The following is a 19,466-nucleotide window of genomic DNA, read 5'->3' as shown; positions in this document are numbered from 1 at the left end:
GACCGGCACGTCACATTTTCGCGGCGGTAAGAGTTTCATCCATTCATGACAATGATGCCACTTTCCAGCCGTTCTGGCACTCGGAGTCGCTCTGAAAACGGGCCGCACCACATGAGACGGCCCGCCGTGCCAGGCGCTGCTTTCAGTATAGTCGGGGAAGGCGCCGCACAACGCGGCGCAACAGGCGGGAACGCATCAATCGATCAAGGCGTGGCGATAGCGATGCAGCATGTCGGCCAGGCGCTTCACCGGCCCGGTGACGCTGAGCGGCGCCTGATTGTCCACCAGCTTCTGCTGGTACTCGTTCATTTCACCCAGCAAGCGATCGTAGTAATAGGCGCGCTTGACGTCGTTTTTGGCCGAGACCACCCGATCGGCGGTGCTGCGGATCTGGCGGTGGAAGGCCGACAGCTCTTCGCTGACCGGAATCTCCGCCCGCTGCATGCGCTGGTGGGCGATGATCAGGTTCAGCGCCAGACGATACTTGGCGATGTCGTTCGGGAACATCATCAGCAGTTGGTTAAGCTGTTGATACAGCGCAGGCAGGTGGTTCTGCCGACGGCGCGCCGCCTTGGTGGTCAGCGCCGACACCGCGCTGCTGACGAACTGGTTGAGCAACGTGCGGCCGGTGCGTTCGCGCGAATTGTCGCGGATCAGCAGCAGCACCATCAGCCCGACGCAGCTGCCGAGGAACTGGCCGAGCGCTCCGTCGAGAAACTGGGTGACGTTGAACTCCATCGGGTTGCTCAGCACCAGAATGTTGATGGTCCCCGCCAGCAGCCCCAGCGAACCGAGCCGCCGCTTCTGCACCTCGATGCCGATGAAGAACGCCAGCAGGCCGAGGCTGAGGCACAGCAGCAAAATGCTCTGCTGCGTCGCCGGCAGGATCACCATGAAGAACAGGGAGCCGACCGGGATCGCCGCCAGCATGCCCAGCACGAAATCCATCGCCACCATGCGCGGCGCCGGGGTGCGCATCGCCAGCGAGGTGATTACCGCAATGATCACCATAAAGCCGCTGCCGGACGTCCAGCCGGTCCACAGCCACAGCAGGCAGCCGAACGCCGTGGCCACAAAGGTGCGCAGGCCGTTGATCATCGCATGATGCCCTTCCGCCGAGGTCGGCTTGACCACGGTTTCATTGCTCAACACGTCCTCTTCCACCGCGCTGATGCTGCCGTTGGTGTGTACGCCCTTCGACAGCAGCAGGTAGCGCGTTGCCGCGCCGACCCAGCCGGTGAGGGTCGGCAGCGTTTCTTCGGAGCGATGCGTGGTCAGCACCTGGCGCAACAGCTTCATGCGCCTGTGGATCTCCTGCGGGGTTTCCGCCGGCACCATCAGTTGCTCCCGCAGGCTCGCTTGCAGCACGTCCGGATGATTCACCAGGATCAGGTAGGTTTCGCAAGCCTGGGTAATCAGCGTCAGCGACAGGGTATGCAGCGCCTTCACCCGGCGATTGACCTTCTGCCAGCGCGAAGACTCCATCATCAGGTTGTTGCGCATGCCGTCCAGCGCCGTGGTGCTCTTCACCAGATTGCTCCAGGCGCGGTCGATGTCTTCTTTGTCGGCGTTGCTGATGCACATCTGCATCAGGCGATATTGATCCACCAGCAGCTGATCCACCGCCCGATCGATATCCTGCTTGATCGAACGCGGCGAGAACAGCAGATCCGCCAATACGGCGCTGACGATGCCCAGCACGATCTCGCTGCAACGCTCGATGGCGAACTGCGGCGCTTCCAGCAGATGGGCCTCGCTGGTGGCGACCGTCACGATGATGATCAGCGCGGTATAGCCGGCCAGGCCCCAGGCGTAGGAGTTCTCGACCTTGATCAGTGAAGAGAGCCAGGTGCAGAAACCGGCCCAGATGCAGCACAACAGCAGCATCACCACCGGCGCGCGGGCGGTGGTGATGATAATGAGCAGGCCGACGAAGCAGCCGATAAAGGTGCCGATAATACGCAGCCAGCCGCGGTGGCGGATGGCGCCGGAGAAGGGTTCACCGCCGGCGGCAAAGGCCGGGCCGGCGGCGACGATGGCGGCGGTCATCGCCGACCAGCGCGGGGTTTCCAGATTGAGATGGAAGCCGACGAACAGCGCAAACACAATCGCGAAGCTGAGCTTGAAGGCGAATCTCAGCCGGATAAAGGTTGGGCTGTTCATTAGCCGAACTCACGCAGCCGGTGCATCAGGCGCACAAAAGGCGAGCCGCTGTCGGCATTGCGATCGTTCTTGCCGACGATCACCACGGTGGCGGTGGTGCCGGCCGGGTACGGATGCTGTTGGTCCTTGGCGTCCAGCAGGATCTTCACCGGCACGCGCTGCGCCAGGCGCACCCACTCCAGGTTGCTGTCGATCGAGGCTAATCCTTTGTTGTTCACCGTGCTGCTGCTGTTGTTCACCGCCGCCGCCACGCTGTCGACGGTGCCATGCATGATGCGGTTGCTGCCGAGCGGGGTGATCTCCGCACGATCGCCCTTATTCAGGCCGTTCAGCTTGGTTTCTTCCAGATAGGCCAGGATGTAGAAGGAGTCTTTCTTCACCAGCGCCACCGCCACCGAACCGCGGGTGATGTATTCGCCGGCGTGTACGTTGAGGTTGGTGATCCAGCCATCGGCCGGAGCGCGCACCGTGGTGCGTTCCAGATCCAGCTGCGCCAGCTCACGCGTCGCCACGGCCTTCGCCAGCTGGTGTTGCACGGTCTGCAGCGAGTTGTTCGACTGGTCGATTTCTTCCTGCGACATCGCCTGCACGCCCAGCTTCACGCGGCGGCCGGCCTCGCGCCGCTTTTCCGCCGCCAGCGTCTGATAGTAGGCGACGTCGGCACTGGCTTGCGCCAGCGCCTGCTCATAGCGCGGCCGATCGACCACGAACAGCACCTGCCCTTTCTTCACCAATTGGTTATCCACCACCGGCACGTCGGTCAGCAGGCCGCTGACGTCCGGCGCGATCGCCACCACGTCGGCGGTGAACTTGGCGTCACGCGTCCACGGCGACTCGGTGTAAAACACCCAGGCCTTGAATACCGCGACGATGCCCAGCAGCACAAGAATCAAAGTGATCGCGATTCGGGTTATTTTTATCGAAAAATTTTTCACAGCGACCTCAAACAAAAAGACATGAAATCAGATAAAACAAGCAGCAATACAGCGCGGTGTTAAACAGCGCCGGATGCCAGACAAAATCGTAAATCCCCGTCGGCTGCAGCAGGCGGCGCAAGAGGAAAAACAGCGCCAGCGACACCAGCAGCTCGAAAAACACCGGCGGAAACGACAGTCCGAAGATGACCATAACCGGAAGCAAACTCATCACTTTTTCCTTATTGTTCACTGCGCCGGGGAAAGACAGGTCTCGCCATTCACATTCTCTTTACATTTTAGCGTGCGCGCGCCACAAATCTTGACCAGGCAGCTTGTCCAGGTCACGAACCCGAAAAAAGGTTAAACTTTGGGGCAGACATCCACGACAGGGATTGCGAGGGTGCCGGAGGAGCGGCAGGATTGCGTTGCCGATCGCTCTCGCACGTTGGTAAGGTCTATTCACCCGACCACGTTATATTAGCCTGCTTACTATCAAGGCATCAACAATCTGTGATCTAAATCACTTTTAAGCCAGAGTGAATAATGGAAAGATTAAAACGGATGTCGGTATTCGCCAAAGTGGTTGAGTTCGGGTCGTTTACCGCGGCCGCGCGCCAACTCGGCATGAGCGTTTCATCGATCAGCCAAACCGTCTCGAAACTGGAAAATGAGCTGCAGGTCAAGCTGTTGAACCGCAGCACGCGCAGTATCGGCCTGACCGAGGCCGGCAAAATCTACTATCAGGGCTGCCGGCGCATGCTGCAGGAAGTCAGCGAAGTGCATGAGCAGCTGTACGCGTTTAACAATACCCCCGCCGGCACGCTGCGCATCGGCAGCTCATCCACCATGGCGCAAAACGTGCTGGCGAACATGACCGCCGAGATGATGAAAGAGTACCCTGGCCTGACGGTCAACCTGGTGACCGGCATTCCGGCACCGGATCTGATCACCGACGGGCTGGATCTGGTGATCCGCACCGGTGAGCTGCAGGACTCCAGCCTGTTCTCCCGCCGCCTGGGGCAGATGCCGATGGTGGTGTGCGCCGCCAAAAGCTACCTCAGCCAGCACGGCACGCCGCAGAAGCCGAGCGACATGGTCAACTTTTCCTGGCTGGAGTACAGCGTGCGGCCCGACAGCGAATTTGAACTGATGTCGCCGGAGGGCATCACCACGCGCATTTCCCCGCAGGGGCGCTTCGTCACCAACGACTCCTCCACCATGATCCGTTGGCTGAAAAACGGCGCCGGCATCGCCTACGCCCCGCTGATGTGGGTGATCGAAGAGATCAAGCGCGGCGAGATCGAGATCCTGTTCAAAAGCTACCATTCGGATCCGCGGCCGATCTACGCGCTCTATACCGAGAAGGACAAATTGCCGCTGAAGGTACAGGTGTGCATCAACTACCTAACCGACTATTTCGAACGCGTGGCGGCGGTCTATCAGGGCTATCGCTGAGCGGCGCTCAAATAGCGGTGCGCCAGCGCGCCCAGCAGCATCAGCGCCAACATGCCGAGACCCCACAGCAGCCAGACGGCGTAGCCCGCCCAGTTCAGCAGCAGAGGAAAATAGCTCGCCAGCCCACTGCCCAGCTGTTTCAGCCACGGCAGCCAGGCGTCCAGCACCGCCTGCGGCACCAGGCTCAGCGCGCCGTTCACCGGCAGCGATGCGCCGCCGGCCGCTTCCGCCAACGCCGGGAGCCAGGCCAGCACGCCGGCTACGCCCCAGGCCAGCAGCGTCCATAGCGCCATGGCGCCCAGCAGCAGCGCTAGCGTCCAACCGCCCCGGTTCACGGCACACCGCCGCCGCACTGCGGGCAAAAGCGGCTGCCCGGCGGCAGCGGCGCGGCGCACTGGCCGCAGGTGGCGCTCAGCGCGGCAAACGGCTGACCGCAGCGGTGGCAATAACGCGCGCCCGATTTATTCACCGCCTGGCATTCCGGACACTGCGGCCCCGGCTCGCCATGCTGGTTATAGCGGTTGCCATGATGCCCGCCGCCGTGGCCCGCGCGCTGATGACCGCGGTTAATACCGCCTTGCCCCAACAACCTTTTCAGTAAGCTCATCCCGCCTCTCCTCTGTGCATTGACGCTGAAGCTCACTGTAAACCCTGGAGTAACCTCTAGGGTAAAGCCCCGCGAGCAGGCTTTACGTTTCATTACATCGTAAAAGTGGCAAGGCTTTGATGCCGTTAACAAAAGCACCATCGGCATTATCCCACGCCGCCGCGCTGCGTTATGCTGCGGGAACCTCTCCCTGCATCAGGAATAACCATGAAAAAAATCATACTGGACTGTGACCCGGGGCATGACGACGCCATCGCCCTGCTGCTGGCCTGGGGCAATCCGCAGATCGACCTGCTGGCGGTCACCACCGTGGTGGGCAATCAGACGCTGGACAAAGTGACGCGCAACGCGCTGGCGGTGGCGCGCATCGCCAATATCACCGGTGTGCCCTTCGCCGCCGGCTGCCCGCGCCCGCTGGTGCGCAATATCGAAGTGGCGCCCGATATCCACGGCGATTCCGGCCTCGATGGCCCGGTGCTGCCGGAACCTCACCTGCAGCTGGACTCGCGCCACGCGGTGGATCTGATCATCGATACGGTGATGGCCCACCCGCCCGGCAGCGTGACGCTGGTGCCGACCGGCGGCCTGACCAATATCGCCATGGCGGTGCGCAAAGAGCCGCGCATTGCCGAGCGGGTCAAGGAAGTGGTGCTGATGGGCGGCGGCTACCATGTGGGCAACTGGAGCGCGGTGGCGGAGTTCAATATCAAAATCGATCCCGAGGCGGCGCACATCGTGTTCAACGAAAAATGGCCGCTGACCATGGTCGGGCTGGATCTTACCCACCAGGCTTTGGCCACGCCGGCAGTCTGCGCGCGTATCGCCGCCCTCGGCACCCGGCCGGCCGCCTTCGTCGGCGAACTGCTGGCATTCTTTGGCCGTATGTACCAACAGGCGCAGGGCTTCAGCGCCCCGCCGGTACACGATCCTTGCGCCGTCGCCTACGTGATCGATCCGAGCGTGATGACGGTGCGCAAAGCGCCGGTGGATATCGAACTCACCGGCACCCTGACGTTGGGCATGACGGTCGCGGATTTCCGCGCGCCGCCGCCGCCGGACTGCCACACTCAGGTGGCGGTCAAACTGGATCAGGATAAATTCTGGGATCTGGTGGTGGATGCGCTGGAACGGATTGGCGAAGTGGAGTGAGGTCTGTGAAGCGTGGATTAACGCGCTTTTACAGGCGCGTTAATCCGTCTTGCGGCACGGCAACAGGGATAGGGGGATCATCACCCCTTTATTTCCACAGTAACAGAACAATCTTAATAAAATGGATTTAAATAAAATTTAAAAACAACCAATAAAAAACAAGAAGAATCTTAATGAAAATAAATACAGGTTCAATAAAGAAAATATAAAATAAAAATAAAAAACAGCGGTAAATAAAACCACGATCGCCGTGCCGTCATTGGCAACAACGATTTAACAAGAAAATGCTTATCTCATTGGCTACATCGCCTGTCGGCCCAGGCGTTCGTTGTCGTACACACGGCGTTTTACTACATACAAAAAATCCCAATGTTTTGATTTTAATACAAAAATAAAATAAAGGATCAAAAATTGACTGGAGCAAGATGAATTTGAGAAAATGACAACCCTGTTTTTTCAAACAAATAAAACACCCTTTGCAGGCAACTGAAATACGGCTTACCCCTTTTTATATAAACCGTCCCCGCGCTCACAGGGGAAAAACTTATTTATCGCTTCAACAGGAAGTCTTTTCAATTTCCATAAAAAATTTTAGGTATTGAAGCTTCAGCGAATTTAAACACCAGGATAAGGATAGGGAATCCTAATAATATGCATTCAATGATCGATATCGAAACATGGCAGGTTCACCATGACCGATAAAACCGCCATTAACGCGCCGGCTATCGCCGTGCTGCCCCTGCTGCTGATCTGGATGGCGGCGATCCTGCCGTTTTATCACCCCAACATGGGCGGCGGCGGCCTGGCGCTGCCGCAAAACATTCTGGCCTGGAGCGCCATGGCGCTGACCACGCTGCTCGTGACCGCCAGCGTTTGCCTTGGCCGTACCCGTCTTTCGCTTACCCCCACGGCACGCCTGTTGCTGCTCGGCATCGCCGTATTGGCGCTGCCGCTGCTGTATACCCGCGCCGAGTGGCGCGAAGACGCCCTGTGGCGCAGCGCCGGTTTGCTCGGTGGCTGGCTGTTCTATGTCGCCTGCCTGCAGCTGCGCCTCACCACCCGGCAACGCGATCTGTTGCTGTACGGCCTGCTGTTCGCCGTAAGCGTTCAGGCATTGCTGGCGGCGCTGCAACTGTTCGCCCCCGCGCTAGCCTGGGTGGCCCCCAACGGCCACCGGGTCTATGGCGTCTTCCAACAGCCGAACGTGCTGGGCAGCTTTATCGCCACCGGGCTGGCTTTGGCGCTCTGGCTGCTGCTTGCCCCCCTCTCCACGCCGACGCGGCGGCGGCAGCTCCCGCTGCTCGCCCTACTGGCCGCTTTCTCCGCCCTGCTGGTGCTGATCCAGTCACGCGCCGCCTGGCTGGGCGGCGCCTTGGCGGCGGCGCTGCTGCTGTGGCGCTTTGCCCGCCAGCGCCCGGCCGCAAGCTGCTGGGCCGGCGGCGCGCTGCTGTTGGGCGTGGCGATCGGCACCACGGTGTTGTTCACCGGTTTCGGCCTGGATGGCCGCGCGGGTCTGATCGGTCGGGAGCTTTCCAATAGTGCGCGCCTCACCATGCTGCATGACGTCGGCGCCATGATCCTGGCCAAACCGCTGCTGGGCTGGGGCTACGGCGGCTTTGAATACAGCTTCGCGCACTTCCGCCTACAGGCAATGCCCTGGCGAGAAGTGCTGGAAGTCGCCGGGCATCCGCACAATGAAATCCTGCTGTGGTGGGTTGAGGGCGGCCTGCCGGCGCTGGCGGGGATCGTTATCGTCCTCGTCGCCGGCGCGCTGCTGCTGAAACGCGCCTGGCAACGGGATCGCGAGCAACCGGCCGGTGCCCGCGTCGGCCTGTTCCTGGTGCTGCTGCCGATGCTGGTGCACACCCAGTTGGAATACCCTTTCTATCTGTCTACGCCGCACTGGCTGGTGTTTCTGCTGTTGCTGGCGCTGCTGGACGGCCAAACCGGCGAGCCGCGCCCCCTGCCGTTCGCTAAAGCCCTGAGCCTGCCGGTGGCGATGGCGGCAGTCGGCGTGTTGGCGATGGCGGTCTTCACCTGGCAAGGGCGCATGGCGCTCACCCAATCGGAGCGCACCATGCTGGCCACCATCGACAGCATCGAGCAGATGCCGCCGCCGGCCGCCTGGATCTACCGGGAGCGCAAAACGTTCGACGAGCAATCTCACGCGCTGCTGGTCTATAACCAAACGCGTGATGATGCCCTGTTGACCGGCTATCGGCAGTGGGCCAACGCCTATCTGCAACGCCGCATCGATGCCAACGTCTACGCCACGCTAATCATGATCTTGCGCTATCAGGGGGCTCAGGCGGAAGCCGACGCTCGCCTGCGGGAGGCCGCTTTCCTGTTTGCGCGGGATGCGCGATTCAGATAGGAAGAATAAGGTGAGAGCGCATCGCTCTCACCTGCCGTCTTGAGATTAACGCGGCAAAATCGCGCACGTTTTATCCAACAGCGATTCTACCGAGGCGCGGTTGCCGACGTCCCAGCCGCGCTTCGAGGCCAGCAAGATAAAACCCCGTTGGCCGGCAAACGTGGTCGGGACGACGGCCACGCCATACTCCGCCAGCTGCGGCGGCGACAGATGAAAATAATCCGCAAGATCCCTAATCGGGTAGATGCCCATCGCGGCCGGCTGCATCACGCGGCGGGCATAGTAGGTGTGGCGCAGCAGCTTATCCGGCAAGGGGCGCCATTGTTCCTGTATGTAGGGGCGTTCCGCCTGCAGCTGGCGCCGCACATCCTCGCGCAGACAGGTCAGGTGAATGTGCAATTGGTTCTGGCTGCGGCCGTAAGCGGAGTTGATCGCCATGCCCAGCCTGTCGTCCGGCACCGGCCCGCCATACTCGGCGGCCAGCCGGTAACGCATCAGCCATGCATAGCCAAAATAGTCCGTTCGTTCTCCGGCCAGCAGCAGCGGGCTTTCAATGCCGGAAAGCGGCGCCGTCGGCACCAGAATGAAATGATAGGGATAACGCGGGTTTTGCAGCACGCTAAAGCCCTGCGCTTTCCCCTGCGGCATATAAATCTGCTCACACGGGGCCGGATCTCGCTTTTGCTGATAGTTGGCCATGCAGAGCTTATCGACCACGCCCCACAGCGCATCGGAACGGGCGCAGCCCGTCAGGGACAAAACGCCCAGTAACAGCAGCCAACGCTGGATAGAGACACCAAAGCACGCCATCGTCATCTTTCTCGGCATCATCGCCGCACAGCACTCTTTGCGCGGGCGAGAAAAAACGCAACATGGGGAATGAACAAGGAGCCAGCGCGTGGCCCCTTGAGGAAAGATTACGCCGTGCCGCCGACGGTCAGCGTATCCAGTTTCAGCGTCGGTTGGCCGACGCCCACCGGCACGCTCTGGCCTTCCTTGCCGCACACGCCCACGCCTTTATCAAGCGCCAGATCGTTGCCGACCATCGAGATCTGCTGCATCGCCTCGATGCCGGAGCCGATCAGCGTCGCCCCTTTCACCGGTTTGGTGATGCGGCCCTTCTCGATCAGGTAGGCTTCGGTGGTGGAGAACACGAACTTGCCGGAGGTGATGTCCACCTGGCCGCCGCCAAAGTTCGGCGCGTACAGGCCGTACTCGACGCTGGCGATGATCTCTTCCGGCGTCGATTGGCCCGCCAGCATGTAGGTATTGGTCATGCGCGGCATCGGCAGATGCGCGTAGGACTCGCGGCGGCCGTTGCCGGTCGGCGCGACGCCCATCAACCGCGCGTTGAGTTTGTCCTGCATGTAGCCTTTCAGCACGCCGTTTTCGATCAGCACGTTGTACTGGCCCGGTACGCCTTCGTCGTCGATCGCCAGCGAGCCGCGGCGCCCTTGCAGGGTGCCGTCATCCACCACGGTGCACAGCTCGGAAGCCACCAGCTCGCCCATATGGCCGCTGAACACCGAGGTGCCGCGCCGGTTGAAATCGCCTTCCAGGCCGTGGCCCACCGCCTCGTGCAGCAGCACCCCAGGCCAGCCGGCCCCCAGCACCACCGGCATATTGCCGGCCGGCGCCGCCACCGCTCCGAGATTGACCAGCGCCATGCGCACCGCTTCTTTGGCATAGGCATCGGCGCGCACGTCACCGTCGACGCTTTCCAGGAAATAGTCGTAACCGAAACGGCCGCCGCCGCCGCTGGAGCCGCGCTCACGCTTGCCGTCCTGCTCCACCAGCACGCTGACGGAGAGCCGCACCAGCGGGCGAACGTCCGCCGCCAGCGTGCCGTCGGTGGCAGCCACCAACACCTGCTCGTAAACGCCGGTGATGCTGGCGTTCACTTCCTGCACCCGCGCATCGGCGGCGCGCGCCACTTTATCGACGCGGTGCAACAGGGCGATTTTCTCTTCGCGCGGCAGGCTTTGCAGCGGATCGAGCAGCGGGTACAGCGCCCGGTAACCGATTTCGCCCAGGGTGTGCGCCCGCCCGTCGCCCTGCTCGCGCACGATGCTGCGCGCCGCCTGGGCGCTCTGCTGCAGCGCATTCAGGGTGATCTGATCGGCATAGGCGAAACCGGTCTTCTCGCCGCTGACGGCGCGCACGCCGACGCCCTGGTCGATATTGTAAGAGCCATCCTTGATGATGCCGTCCTCGATCACCCAGGCTTCGTGATAGCTGGACTGGAAATAGAGATCGGCGTAGTCGATACGGCGTTCTGCCAGTTGACCCAGTACCTGGTACAGGTCTTGATGACTCAGCTTGTTGGTAGCGAGTAACTGCTCACTGACAAACGTCAGGCTCATAATGGTTTCACTCTTGATTGGAGGATAACGTGTCAGACGGCGCCGTCAGCGACGTCTGGAATCGGTTGTGCTGCAGCACCGGCATCTGTTGCCGCAGGGGCTGCAGGCTTGTGGTGTCCACGCGCACCTTCAGCGCCGCCACGGCGTCCGGGTTCTCGGCCAGCACCTTGCCCCAGCCGTCGACAGCCAGCGTGTGGCCCCACGTGCGGCGGGTCGGCCCGTGGCGCCCCACCTGCGCCGGCGCCAGGATCATGCACTGGTTTTCGATCGCCCGGGCGCGCAGCAGGATTTCCCAATGCGCTTCACCGGTGACCCGGGTAAAGGCCGCCGGCACCGAAATCAGTTCAGCGCCCTGCGCCCGCAGCGCCTGGAACAGCGCGGGGAAGCGCAGATCGTAGCATATGGTCATGCCCAAACGCCCGACCGGCGTATCCACCACCGTCAGATGCTGCCCGTGCTGGTAGGTATCCGACTCGCGGTAGTGGGCGTGCGCGTCGTTGATGTCCACATCGAACATGTGCAGCTTGTCGTAGCGGGCGCGGATCTCGCCCTGATCGTCGAACAACAGGCTGCTGGTGGTGATAAGCTCCGGGTTTTCGCGGCTGATCAAGGGCATCGAGCCCACCAGCAACCACACGCCATAGCGGCGCGCCAGTTCGCGCACCGCGTTCTGCAGCGGGCCATCGCCCTGTTTTTCCGCCTGTTGGCGATAGGCTGCGGAGTTGGCGAACAGCAGCGCGTTCTCCGGCGTCATGACCAGTTTTACCCCGGCATTGAGCTGCTTGATCTGCTGTTCAATCTGGGCCAGGTTATCGCGCACCTGATCGCCACTGCACAACTGCAACAACGCAACGTTAGCATTCCTCATGACGCCTTATCCTCCTTTGCCTTACGAAGTACCTCATTGATCTTCGGCTGGTCGAGATCGCCGCTGATATGGTAACGAATCAGCGAAATCTTGCTCCACAGCGGCCCCAGCACCTGCGAGGCGGCGAACACCGCCGCGCCGACGATCGGGTTAACGACAAACGCAGTGGCCACGCCGACCGTCGCCGAAATCGCCGGCGCCACCACCGCTTCCATATCGATGCGGCGGCGCGCCAGATCGATCTGGCCACTCATGGCGATATCCGCCGCCAGGCCGTCGATCAATAGATTATCAGTATGCATTATGCCATCTTTCAGCCAGGCGGTGCTGCGGATGGAATCAAAGTAGAAGCCTTTACCGAAGGTATCGCTGAAATCGAACTGCAGCTTGCGCAGCAAGGCGTCGAAGCTGACCAGTCGCAGCAGCTGGCCGGCGCGGCCGCCGCCCATGCTGTCGATTTCTCCCTTGCCCATTTTGACCTGCAGCGCACCGCTCAGCGTATTGACCTGCGGCTGCCACGGCGCGCCGCGCCAGTACAAATCGAAGTCCACGTCGTAAGGCGCGCCTTTCAGCGGGATGGTGATGCCGAAGAAGGCGGCGGTTTCATCGATCTTGCCGCCGAGCAGCTTGCCTTTCAGCGAGCTGCGCTCTTCCTGCGCGTTCTGCTTCCACAGACCGGTGGCGCTCATGCGCCCTTTGCCGGTATCGACCAGGCCGTGATCCAGCGTCAGAGTATCGCCCCGATTGCTCAGATCCGCCTCGACCTTGCCGAGGTTCTGCCCCAGCACCCAGCACGACTTGCAGCGCAGCATCAGCGAAGGCCAGTCGCGGAAGCTGACTTTCTCCGGCGGCGGTGGCGGCGAACCCGCCGCGCTTTTCGTTTCGGCGAACTGCGGGTTGTAGTACAGGTAGTTGATATCGGCGCGCCACGGCCCGCGATCGGCCACCCGCAGGCTGCCGTCCACTTCATCGCTCTTGGCGCTCACCACGGTGGCGCCCAGCTGTTTTTCGGCCGACAGCGTCAGCTTATGCCAAGCCTGGCCGCCCAACAGCAGCTGCGGCGTGGTCAGCGCCACGGTGGTGGGGAAGCTGAAACCGCCCACCTGACCGCTGCCGCCGCCCTGTTTCAGCGCCGGCGCCAGCAGCGCCAGCCATTGCTCGCCGTCCAGCGCCGGCAGGTTCAGCGTCATCGACTTGCCGGCCGGCAGCGGTGGCGTGCCGCCACCGTTGGTTCGCCAGGCGGCGCGCGCCAGATTCACCTGTTTTTTGTCGAAGCTCCATTCACTGTTGAAGCGGTTCTGCTTGCCCGCACTGCCGGTCAACATGAAGCCGTTCAGACCGCCTTTGACCTTGACGTTCACCGGCAAGGCTTCGCCCGGCGCCTTGTCCAACGGCGAAGGTAAGTGACTGCTCACTTTCTTCAGATCTGCGTCAAGGCCGATATCGTAGCTGGCCGAGCCCTGATGCGGCAGCGTGATGGCCACCTGGCTCTGCCAGGGCGCACTGCCGCGGAGCGCATCGGCGGCCTCTTTCGGCAGGCCGGGGAACTTGCCCGGCTGCCAGTCGCCCTTCAGGCCGACGTTGACCTTGTAGTCACGCTCGCCTTCCTGAGTGGTGAAGTTGACCGCCACCGGCTGCCCGAACCAGGTGGCCGACAGGGGGTCGCTCTGCAGGTTGCCGTTGTCGAAGCGGAACTTGCCGCTGAGCTTTTGCAGTTCGCTGTCCAGCGGCTTGATCAGCAACGAGTTGTTGTTCAGCGCCACTTCACCGGTGGCTCTGACCTGCTCGCCGTCCAGGGGAATATCGAGATGTAAGCGCCCACTGACATCACCGCCAATCTGCAGCTGATCCAGCGCCGCCCCCAGCGAATCGTGCAGCGGCGTCTGCATGAAGTAGTCATGCACGTCGCTGCCCGCACCCGCGACTTCGGCGTCGATCAGCAGCCGCTCTTTCAGGTAATCGGGGATCACCGCGCTGATATTTTTGCCCGCCACCTTGCCCAGCCGGGTTTGCGGCGCATGCATCCACAATCCTTCGTTAGCGAAGTCGAGGTCGATCGCCAAATCGGTCAGCGCCGGCCAGCCCGGTTGGAACTGGAAAGTGGCGTGACGCAGCGGCACGAAGACTTCGAACTGCCCTTCGTTTTTACGGTACGGGAAGTGCTGCGGATCGCCGGAATAAATCAGCGTGGCGTTATCCACCTGGCCGCCCTGAATGGCGCCGCTCAGGTAGTCCACCAGATGCTTGCCCATCAGCGGTTCCGGGAAATAGCGCCAGGCCTCGGCGCCGTCATACAGGCGGATGCCCGCCAGGATATTCAGCCACGGATCGCCCTTGGCCGGCTGCTGATAACGGAAATCGCCGTTGACCCACAGCGACTTCGCCTTGACGTCCAGCCCCTGGCTCGCCAGCTCCCAGCCTTGATCGTTGTAACGCCAGGTCAGCGCGCCGCGCGCGCTGCTGATTTCAAGCGGCGCACGGAACATATCGCCGTAAGGCAAGGTGCTGCCTGCCAGCCCCAGCGTCAGGCGGCCGTTCTCCACCCCGCCGCTCAACGCGCCGGAGAAGTGGTTGACGCCGGGCAGCAGCTCCCAACGCTGCCAGCTGACATCGCGCCACAGCGCCTGGAAACGGCTCTTTTCCGGCTGCTTCAGCGGGATGTCCAGCGCCAGGGCCTCCATCGTCCCCTGCGGCTGCAGATCGTTCCAGCGATCGAGCACGTCCGGGCTGAGGAACGAGAAGGTCGGCAGCAGCGCCGACAGGCGCTCCAGCTGAAGGTTAGTCGCACGCACCCGCAGCTCTTCATTCTGCGCCGGCCCCATGAACTCGGTGTTTTCCGGCAGCCACAGGGCAGAAAGCGTGCCCTGCGGCCAGGCCTGGCCATCGGTGCTCAACCGCAGCTGCGGCACGTCGAGCTGCCAACCGGTGCCCTGGCGGCGCAGCGACAGCGCCAGATTGTCCACGTCCAGCCGGTGCTGCGCGGCGCCGGTATCCCAGTTGGCCGCCCCCTGCTTGAGCAAAGCATGGCCGCCGGCAATCTCGCCGTTCTGCACCTGCAGCCAGGCCGCCAGGCTGAAGTCGGCGCTTTCCAGCCCGGTGTTGGCGCGCAGCCAGCGGGTAAACCAGGGTTTCATGTCGATGTTATCGGCCTGCAGGTAGACCGTGCCGGTGTCCAACAGGCCCTGATTATCGCGCAGGTCCATGCGCAGCTGCACCACGCCGTGCTGGCCGTTCAGCGTCGACAGGCTGATCTGCCCCTCGGCGCGGTGGCGCTCGCGGCCGTTGAGCCAGGTCAGTTGGGGAATGTCGAATTCGGCGCGCGCGCCGGCAGGCGTCAGGAATGAGATACGGCTGTCGCGCAGATCGAAATGGTCGAGCTGGCGCAGCATCAGATCGCCGATTTTGCCCGGCTCAAGGCCTTCGCCCTGCCGGTCGCCGCCCAGCGTGGCGTTCAGATCGAGGCGGAATTGATAGAAGGTCAGATCGCGGAACTGCCAGCGCCAGTGCAGCAGCGATTGCCACACGTCCAGCGCCAGCGTCACGCGTTCGATATGCACATCGCTTTTGGGCAGCGTGGCGCTCAGGTTGCGCATTTCAAGCTGTGGGCCGAACGTTTCCCAGCTGCCCTGCAGGAAATCCATCTGCACGGGCACGCCGGACAGCTTCTCCACCTGCGCCAGCAGTTGGGGACGATAGTCGTTCAGCTTCGGCAGCATCAGGCGCAGCCCGCTGATCAGCAGCGCCACAATCACGATTAGGGTGGCGCCTGTTGCTAACAGAATCCCAGGCAGTCGCCTCACGCAGTTCTCCTTGCTCCGCTGCCTGGCAACGGGAATATCTATGCTCTGACGGGCCCGGCATGCCGGGCCCTTACGATGTCGGACGGGCTACATCATGACGACGTCGAACTGCTCCTGGCTGTACAACGGTTCGATCTGCACCTTCACCTGTTTGCCGACGAAGATCTCCACTTCGGCCAGCGCATGCGACTCTTCGCTCTTCAACGCTTCGCCGACCGCCGCGGAGGCGTACACCAGGAAGCGATCGGAATCGTAAGCATGGTGCACGCGCACAATCTCGCGCAAGATCTCGTAGCACACGGTTTCCACCGTTTTCACGGTGCCGCGCCCATTGCAAGTAGGACAATCGTGACAGAGCACATGTTCAATGCTTTCACGCGTGCGTTTACGCGTCATTTCAACTAAGCCTAGCTGAGAGAAGCCGTTGATCGTGGTTTTTACCCGATCTTTACTCAACGCCTGCTCCAGCGAGTGCAGCACCCGGCGGCGATGCTCTTCGTTGTTCATATCGATAAAGTCGATGATGATGATGCCGCCCAGGTTACGCAGCCGCAGCTGGCGCGCGATGGCCTGCGTCGCCTCGATGTTGGTATTGAAGATGGTTTCGTCGAGGTTGCGGTGGCCGACGAAGGCGCCGGTGTTGATGTCAACGGTGGTCATCGCCTCGGTCTGATCGATGATCAGATAGCCGCCGGACTTCAGCTCCACCTTGCGCTCCAGCGCGCGCTGGATCTCGTTTTCCACATCGTACAGATCGAAAATCGGCTGGCTGCCGGTATAGAGTTCGAGCTTGTTGGTGATGTCCGGAATGTACTCGCCGGTAAACTCCACCAGCAGATCGTGCGTCAGCCGCGAATCGACGCGGATGCGATCCAACGCCGCGCCGGCGAAATCGCGCAGGATGCGCTGCGCCAGCGCCAGCTCGCCGTACAGCTTGTATTTGGTCTGGTTGCGCTTCTTGCGCTCCATCACCTTGGTCCACAGGCGTTTGAGGAACGCGGCGTCCTGCGCCAGCTCTTCCTCGCCGATGCCTTCCGCCGCGGTGCGGATGATAAAACCGCCCAGCTCGTCGCAGTGCGGCGCAACGATGGCTTTCAGGCGCTCGCGCTCGGCTTCGCTTTCAATGCGCTGCGAAACGCCGACGTGCGCCGCGCCCGGCATGAAGACCAGATAGCGCGAAGGCAGCGTGATGTCGGTGGTCAGGCGCGCGCCCTTGGTGCCGAGCGGATCTTTCACCACCTGCACCATCAGGTCTTGCCCCTGGCGCACCAGCTCAGCGATGTCGCGCACGTGGAAGTTTTTCCGCTCGTCGCCGGCGACGCATTCGGTATGCGGCATGATGTCGGAGGCGTGCAGGAAGGCGGCCTTGTCCAGGCCGATGTCGACGAACGCCGCCTGCATCCCCGGCAGGACGCGGCTGACGCGCCCTTTATAGATATTGCCGACGATGCCGCGTTTGGATTCGCGTTCGATATGGATCTCTTGCAGAATGCCGCCATCGATATAGGCGACCCGCGTTTCAGACGGTGTGATATTAACCAGTAGCTCAGCTGTCATGCCTTCTCCTCAGAGCCGGTCGATAATGGCAGCGCCCATCAACCGGTTCTTACATCACGTAATGCGACAAAATTACTGAGCAGCTCATGTGTTTCGACCAGCGGCAGACCAACCACCGCGTGATAACTCCCGGTTATCGTTCTGACGAAACAACCACCCTTTCCTTGAATTCCATAGGCGCCCGCCTTATCCATCGGTTCGCCCGTAGCAATATAGTCGCGGATATCCTGTTGTGACAGGCTGCGGAACGTCACGTCGGTCACCACCAGCTGGCAGCGCACGTCGTGGCGATCGGCGATCGCCACCGCCGTCATCACCTGATGCTGCTTGCCGGACAGCGCCGCCAGCATTTCCGCCGCATGGGCTTCGTCGCGCGGCTTCTCCAGCACCCGGCCGTTGAGCACCACGATGGTGTCGGCGCCCAGCACCAGCCGATCTTCCTGCGCCAGCGCTACGCCGGCTTTGGCCTTGTCCTGCGCCAGGCGGCGCACATAGGCTTCGGCGGCTTCGCCTTCCCGGCGCTGCTCTTCGGTATGCGTCAGCAAAATGTCGAACGACACGCCGAGCAGGGTCAGCAGTTCACGTCGACGTGGGGAGCCGGAGGCCAGATAAAGCGAAGTCATTGAGATACCCTTACTGTACGGCGAACTGACGGCGGATTTTGCGCATCAACAGGAATAACCACGGCCACAAAATGCCGTTTACCACACTACTCCAGAACACCTCTGGGCGGAAAGAGACGTTGATCACTAAAAACTCAGCCCAGAACACCACCACGTCCATCGACAGCGACAGCAGCACGACGATCAGCGCCTGTTGCCACAGCGCCATATTGCGGAACAGTTGGAATTTGAACGCCACCAGATAGGCGATGATGCCCAGCGCCAGCGCGCGCACGCCCAGCGTAGAGCCGAGGATCAGATCCATGATCAACCCCAGCACGAAGCCGGTGCCGACGTTGACGCGGTGCGGCAAGGCCATCACCCAGTAGATCAGGATCAGCACCAGCCATGAGGGCCGGAACATGTAGATCTGCTCCGGCCACGGCATGATTTGCAGCACCAACGCCACCAGGAACGACAGCCAGATGATCCAGCGCCCGTGGCTGCGGTAGCTGTTCATGGCACCACTCCCGCCGCGGCAGGCTGAGCTTGGGGCTGGACAGAGGCCGGAGCCGCGGTTTGCGGCGCCACCCCGGTGGCCGGAGCCGGCAGCTGCGGCCCGACGGAGCCGGCAGGCGGCAGCACCTGCGGCATCATCTGCATCAGGCGTTCATTGGCCACGCGGTGCACTTCGTCCGGCGGCAGCGGCATGTCGCCGTTGCGATCGGCGCCCCACAGCAGCAGCAGGTAGCGCAAGCGCTGCAGACCGGCGGTCGGCCGCGCCTGAATCACGGTGTAAGCGCGCTGGTTATCGACCTTGACCGAGGAAACCACCGCCACCGGATAGCCTTCCGGGAAGCGGCCGCCGAGGCCGGAGGTGACCAGCACGTCGCCAACGCGGATGTCGGTGTTGTTCGGCAGGTGCTCCAGCTGCAGATCGTCGGCGCAGCCGCTGCCCGCGGCGATCACCCGAATGTCGTTGCGCAGCACCTGGATCGGCAGCGCGTGCGAGGCGTCGCAGATCAGCAGCACGCGGCTGGTGACTTTCGCCACCGCCACCACCTGGCCGACCACGCCCTTGTCGCTGATCACCGGCTGGCCTTCATAGACGCCGTTGTCCGACCCTTTGTCGATCACCACCTGATCGCTGTAAGGATCGGAGCCGGTGGAGATCACCTGGGTGACCATCTTGTGTTCGTCCTGGCGCAGCGGAGAACCCAGCAGCTCGCGCAAGCGGGCATTTTCCTGCTTGAATTGGCCAAGAAGAAGAATATCGCTGTTTTTCAGCAGCAGTTCCTGCCGCAGAGCGCGGTTTTCCAGCTCCAGCTGTTGGCGGGTGGCCAGCGTTTCTGACACGCTGTCCAAAACTTTACGCGGCCCATTGGCCAGAAAATAGAAAGGGCTGACTGCGGTGTCCATGTAGTTGCGTATCTTCACGAACGTGCCGAGCCGGCTGTCGGCAACGATCAGGCCAATGGCCGCAATCACCGCCAAAAAAAGTCGCAGTTGCAGGGAAGGCCCCCTGCTAAAAATCGGCTTCATAAATTATGCGAGTTCCTCGACAACAGAAAGAGGAACCGTACCCGATTCTCGCTGTGCGCATTCATCCGA

At 61.9% G+C, this 19,466-nt stretch carries 16 protein-coding genes; 3 read left to right on the top strand and 13 right to left on the bottom strand.

Features of this window, described 5'->3' with window-relative positions; translation table 11 throughout:
- Positions 1 to 195: 195 nt before the first annotated feature.
- Genes aaeB through aaeX form a run of 3 tightly spaced genes read right to left on the bottom strand, consistent with a single transcriptional unit; the run spans position 196 to position 3,309 of the window.
- Entirely contained in the window at positions 196 to 2,163 is a 1,968-nt protein-coding gene (aaeB, locus tag ACSBQQ_RS19885; protein ID WP_049234171.1) for a p-hydroxybenzoic acid efflux pump subunit AaeB, read from the bottom strand.
- The gene (gene aaeA / locus ACSBQQ_RS19880; protein WP_033648981.1) at positions 2,163 to 3,098 is read right to left on the bottom strand and encodes a p-hydroxybenzoic acid efflux pump subunit AaeA; all 936 of its coding nucleotides are present in this window, start codon (positions 3,096 to 3,098) and stop codon (positions 2,163 to 2,165) included. Before aaeA ends, aaeB begins: the two co-directional genes overlap by 1 nt.
- Positions 3,099 to 3,105: 7 nt before the next feature.
- A complete protein-coding gene (gene aaeX, locus ACSBQQ_RS19875; protein WP_004936952.1) occupies positions 3,106 to 3,309 on the bottom strand; it encodes a p-hydroxybenzoic acid efflux pump operon protein AaeX in 204 nt (67 codons plus the stop codon).
- Between the two features lie 314 nt (positions 3,310 to 3,623).
- Here aaeX and aaeR point away from each other — a divergent pair, with 314 nt between their 5' ends.
- A complete protein-coding gene (gene aaeR / locus ACSBQQ_RS19870; RefSeq protein WP_033636163.1) occupies positions 3,624 to 4,535 on the top strand; it encodes an HTH-type transcriptional activator AaeR in 912 nt (303 codons plus the stop codon).
- Here aaeR and ACSBQQ_RS19865 read toward each other — a convergent pair.
- Together ACSBQQ_RS19865 and ACSBQQ_RS19860 are read right to left on the bottom strand one after the other, a co-directional pair.
- Positions 4,526 to 4,870, bottom strand: a complete 345-nt coding sequence (locus ACSBQQ_RS19865) for a hypothetical protein (protein WP_033648980.1) — start codon at positions 4,868 to 4,870, stop codon at positions 4,526 to 4,528. The two genes, aaeR and ACSBQQ_RS19865, sit on opposite strands and share 10 nt — an antisense overlap.
- Complete coding sequence (locus tag ACSBQQ_RS19860) at positions 4,867 to 5,142, bottom strand: zinc ribbon domain-containing protein (RefSeq protein WP_033648979.1); 276 nt, start codon at positions 5,140 to 5,142, stop codon at positions 4,867 to 4,869. The genes ACSBQQ_RS19865 and ACSBQQ_RS19860 overlap by 4 nt, the downstream gene beginning before the upstream one ends.
- 207 nt (positions 5,143 to 5,349) lie before the next feature.
- Between ACSBQQ_RS19860 and ACSBQQ_RS19855 the strand changes: the two genes are divergently transcribed.
- Positions 5,350 to 6,291, top strand: a complete 942-nt coding sequence (locus ACSBQQ_RS19855) for a nucleoside hydrolase (RefSeq protein ID WP_033636166.1) — start codon at positions 5,350 to 5,352, stop codon at positions 6,289 to 6,291.
- Positions 6,292 to 6,982: 691 nt separating this feature from the next.
- Complete coding sequence (locus tag ACSBQQ_RS19850) at positions 6,983 to 8,665, top strand: PglL family O-oligosaccharyltransferase (protein WP_033648978.1); 1,683 nt, start codon at positions 6,983 to 6,985, stop codon at positions 8,663 to 8,665.
- 45 nt (positions 8,666 to 8,710) lie between these two features.
- Here the strand turns inward: ACSBQQ_RS19850 and ACSBQQ_RS19845 are convergent, their stop codons facing one another.
- From ACSBQQ_RS19845 to mreC, 8 genes are all read right to left on the bottom strand, one after another.
- Positions 8,711 to 9,475, bottom strand: coding sequence for a CDP-diacylglycerol diphosphatase (locus ACSBQQ_RS19845; protein WP_033649104.1), 765 nt, complete (start codon positions 9,473 to 9,475; stop codon positions 8,711 to 8,713).
- A gap of 107 nt (positions 9,476 to 9,582) precedes the next feature.
- Positions 9,583 to 11,028, bottom strand: a complete 1,446-nt coding sequence (gene tldD / locus ACSBQQ_RS19840) for a metalloprotease TldD (RefSeq protein ID WP_033648977.1) — start codon at positions 11,026 to 11,028, stop codon at positions 9,583 to 9,585.
- A 7-nt stretch (positions 11,029 to 11,035) separates the two neighbouring features.
- Positions 11,036 to 11,896: a deaminated glutathione amidase gene (gene nit1 / locus ACSBQQ_RS19835; RefSeq protein ID WP_033636170.1), complete on the bottom strand. Its 861-nt coding sequence runs from the start codon at positions 11,894 to 11,896 to the stop codon at positions 11,036 to 11,038.
- On the bottom strand, positions 11,893 to 15,696 hold the full coding sequence (yhdP, locus tag ACSBQQ_RS19830) for an AsmA2 domain-containing protein YhdP (protein ID WP_033648976.1): 3,804 nt from the start codon (positions 15,694 to 15,696) through the stop codon (positions 11,893 to 11,895). The genes nit1 and yhdP overlap by 4 nt, the downstream gene beginning before the upstream one ends.
- Before the next feature lie 87 nt (positions 15,697 to 15,783).
- The gene (rng, locus tag ACSBQQ_RS19825; protein ID WP_016930237.1) at positions 15,784 to 17,253 is read right to left on the bottom strand and encodes a ribonuclease G; all 1,470 of its coding nucleotides are present in this window, start codon (positions 17,251 to 17,253) and stop codon (positions 15,784 to 15,786) included.
- 38 nt (positions 17,254 to 17,291) lie between these two features.
- A complete protein-coding gene (locus ACSBQQ_RS19820; protein ID WP_043148080.1) occupies positions 17,292 to 17,876 on the bottom strand; it encodes a Maf family protein in 585 nt (194 codons plus the stop codon).
- Positions 17,877 to 17,886: 10 nt separating this feature from the next.
- Positions 17,887 to 18,375 carry a rod shape-determining protein MreD gene (gene mreD, locus ACSBQQ_RS19815; RefSeq protein ID WP_004936918.1) on the bottom strand — a complete coding sequence of 163 codons (489 nt, stop codon included), beginning with the start codon at positions 18,373 to 18,375 and terminating at the stop codon, positions 17,887 to 17,889.
- The gene (gene mreC / locus ACSBQQ_RS19810) at positions 18,372 to 19,397 is read right to left on the bottom strand and encodes a rod shape-determining protein MreC (RefSeq protein WP_033636173.1); all 1,026 of its coding nucleotides are present in this window, start codon (positions 19,395 to 19,397) and stop codon (positions 18,372 to 18,374) included. The genes mreD and mreC overlap by 4 nt, the downstream gene beginning before the upstream one ends.
- Positions 19,398 to 19,466 lie beyond the last annotated feature (69 nt).

It is taken from the genome of Serratia sp. G204Y (assembly GCF_051172435.1).
GTDB classification, from domain to species: Bacteria; Pseudomonadota; Gammaproteobacteria; order Enterobacterales; family Enterobacteriaceae; genus Serratia; species Serratia sarumanii.
This window is presented reverse-complemented; position numbering and strand designations above follow the sequence as displayed.

Bases quoted from the DNA above. Each gene is read 5' to 3' on its own strand.
- aaeB (WP_049234171.1), bottom strand. From the start codon at position 2,163: ATGAACAGCCCAACCTTTATCCGGCTGAGATTCGCCTTCAAGCTCAGC.
- aaeX (WP_004936952.1), bottom strand. From the start codon at position 3,309: ATGAGTTTGCTTCCGGTTATGGTCATCTTCGGACTGTCGTTTCCGCCG.
- aaeR (WP_033636163.1), top strand. From the start codon at position 3,624: ATGGAAAGATTAAAACGGATGTCGGTATTCGCCAAAGTGGTTGAGTTC.
- ACSBQQ_RS19860 (WP_033648979.1), bottom strand. From the start codon at position 5,142: ATGAGCTTACTGAAAAGGTTGTTGGGGCAAGGCGGTATTAACCGCGGT.
- ACSBQQ_RS19855 (WP_033636166.1), top strand. From the start codon at position 5,350: ATGAAAAAAATCATACTGGACTGTGACCCGGGGCATGACGACGCCATC.
- ACSBQQ_RS19850 (WP_033648978.1), top strand. From the start codon at position 6,983: ATGACCGATAAAACCGCCATTAACGCGCCGGCTATCGCCGTGCTGCCC.
- ACSBQQ_RS19845 (WP_033649104.1), bottom strand. From the start codon at position 9,475: ATGGCGTGCTTTGGTGTCTCTATCCAGCGTTGGCTGCTGTTACTGGGC.
- tldD (WP_033648977.1), bottom strand. From the start codon at position 11,028: ATGAGCCTGACGTTTGTCAGTGAGCAGTTACTCGCTACCAACAAGCTG.
- nit1 (WP_033636170.1), bottom strand. From the start codon at position 11,896: ATGAGGAATGCTAACGTTGCGTTGTTGCAGTTGTGCAGTGGCGATCAG.
- rng (WP_016930237.1), bottom strand. From the start codon at position 17,253: ATGACAGCTGAGCTACTGGTTAATATCACACCGTCTGAAACGCGGGTC.
- ACSBQQ_RS19820 (WP_043148080.1), bottom strand. From the start codon at position 17,876: ATGACTTCGCTTTATCTGGCCTCCGGCTCCCCACGTCGACGTGAACTG.
- mreD (WP_004936918.1), bottom strand. From the start codon at position 18,375: ATGAACAGCTACCGCAGCCACGGGCGCTGGATCATCTGGCTGTCGTTC.
- mreC (WP_033636173.1), bottom strand. From the start codon at position 19,397: ATGAAGCCGATTTTTAGCAGGGGGCCTTCCCTGCAACTGCGACTTTTT.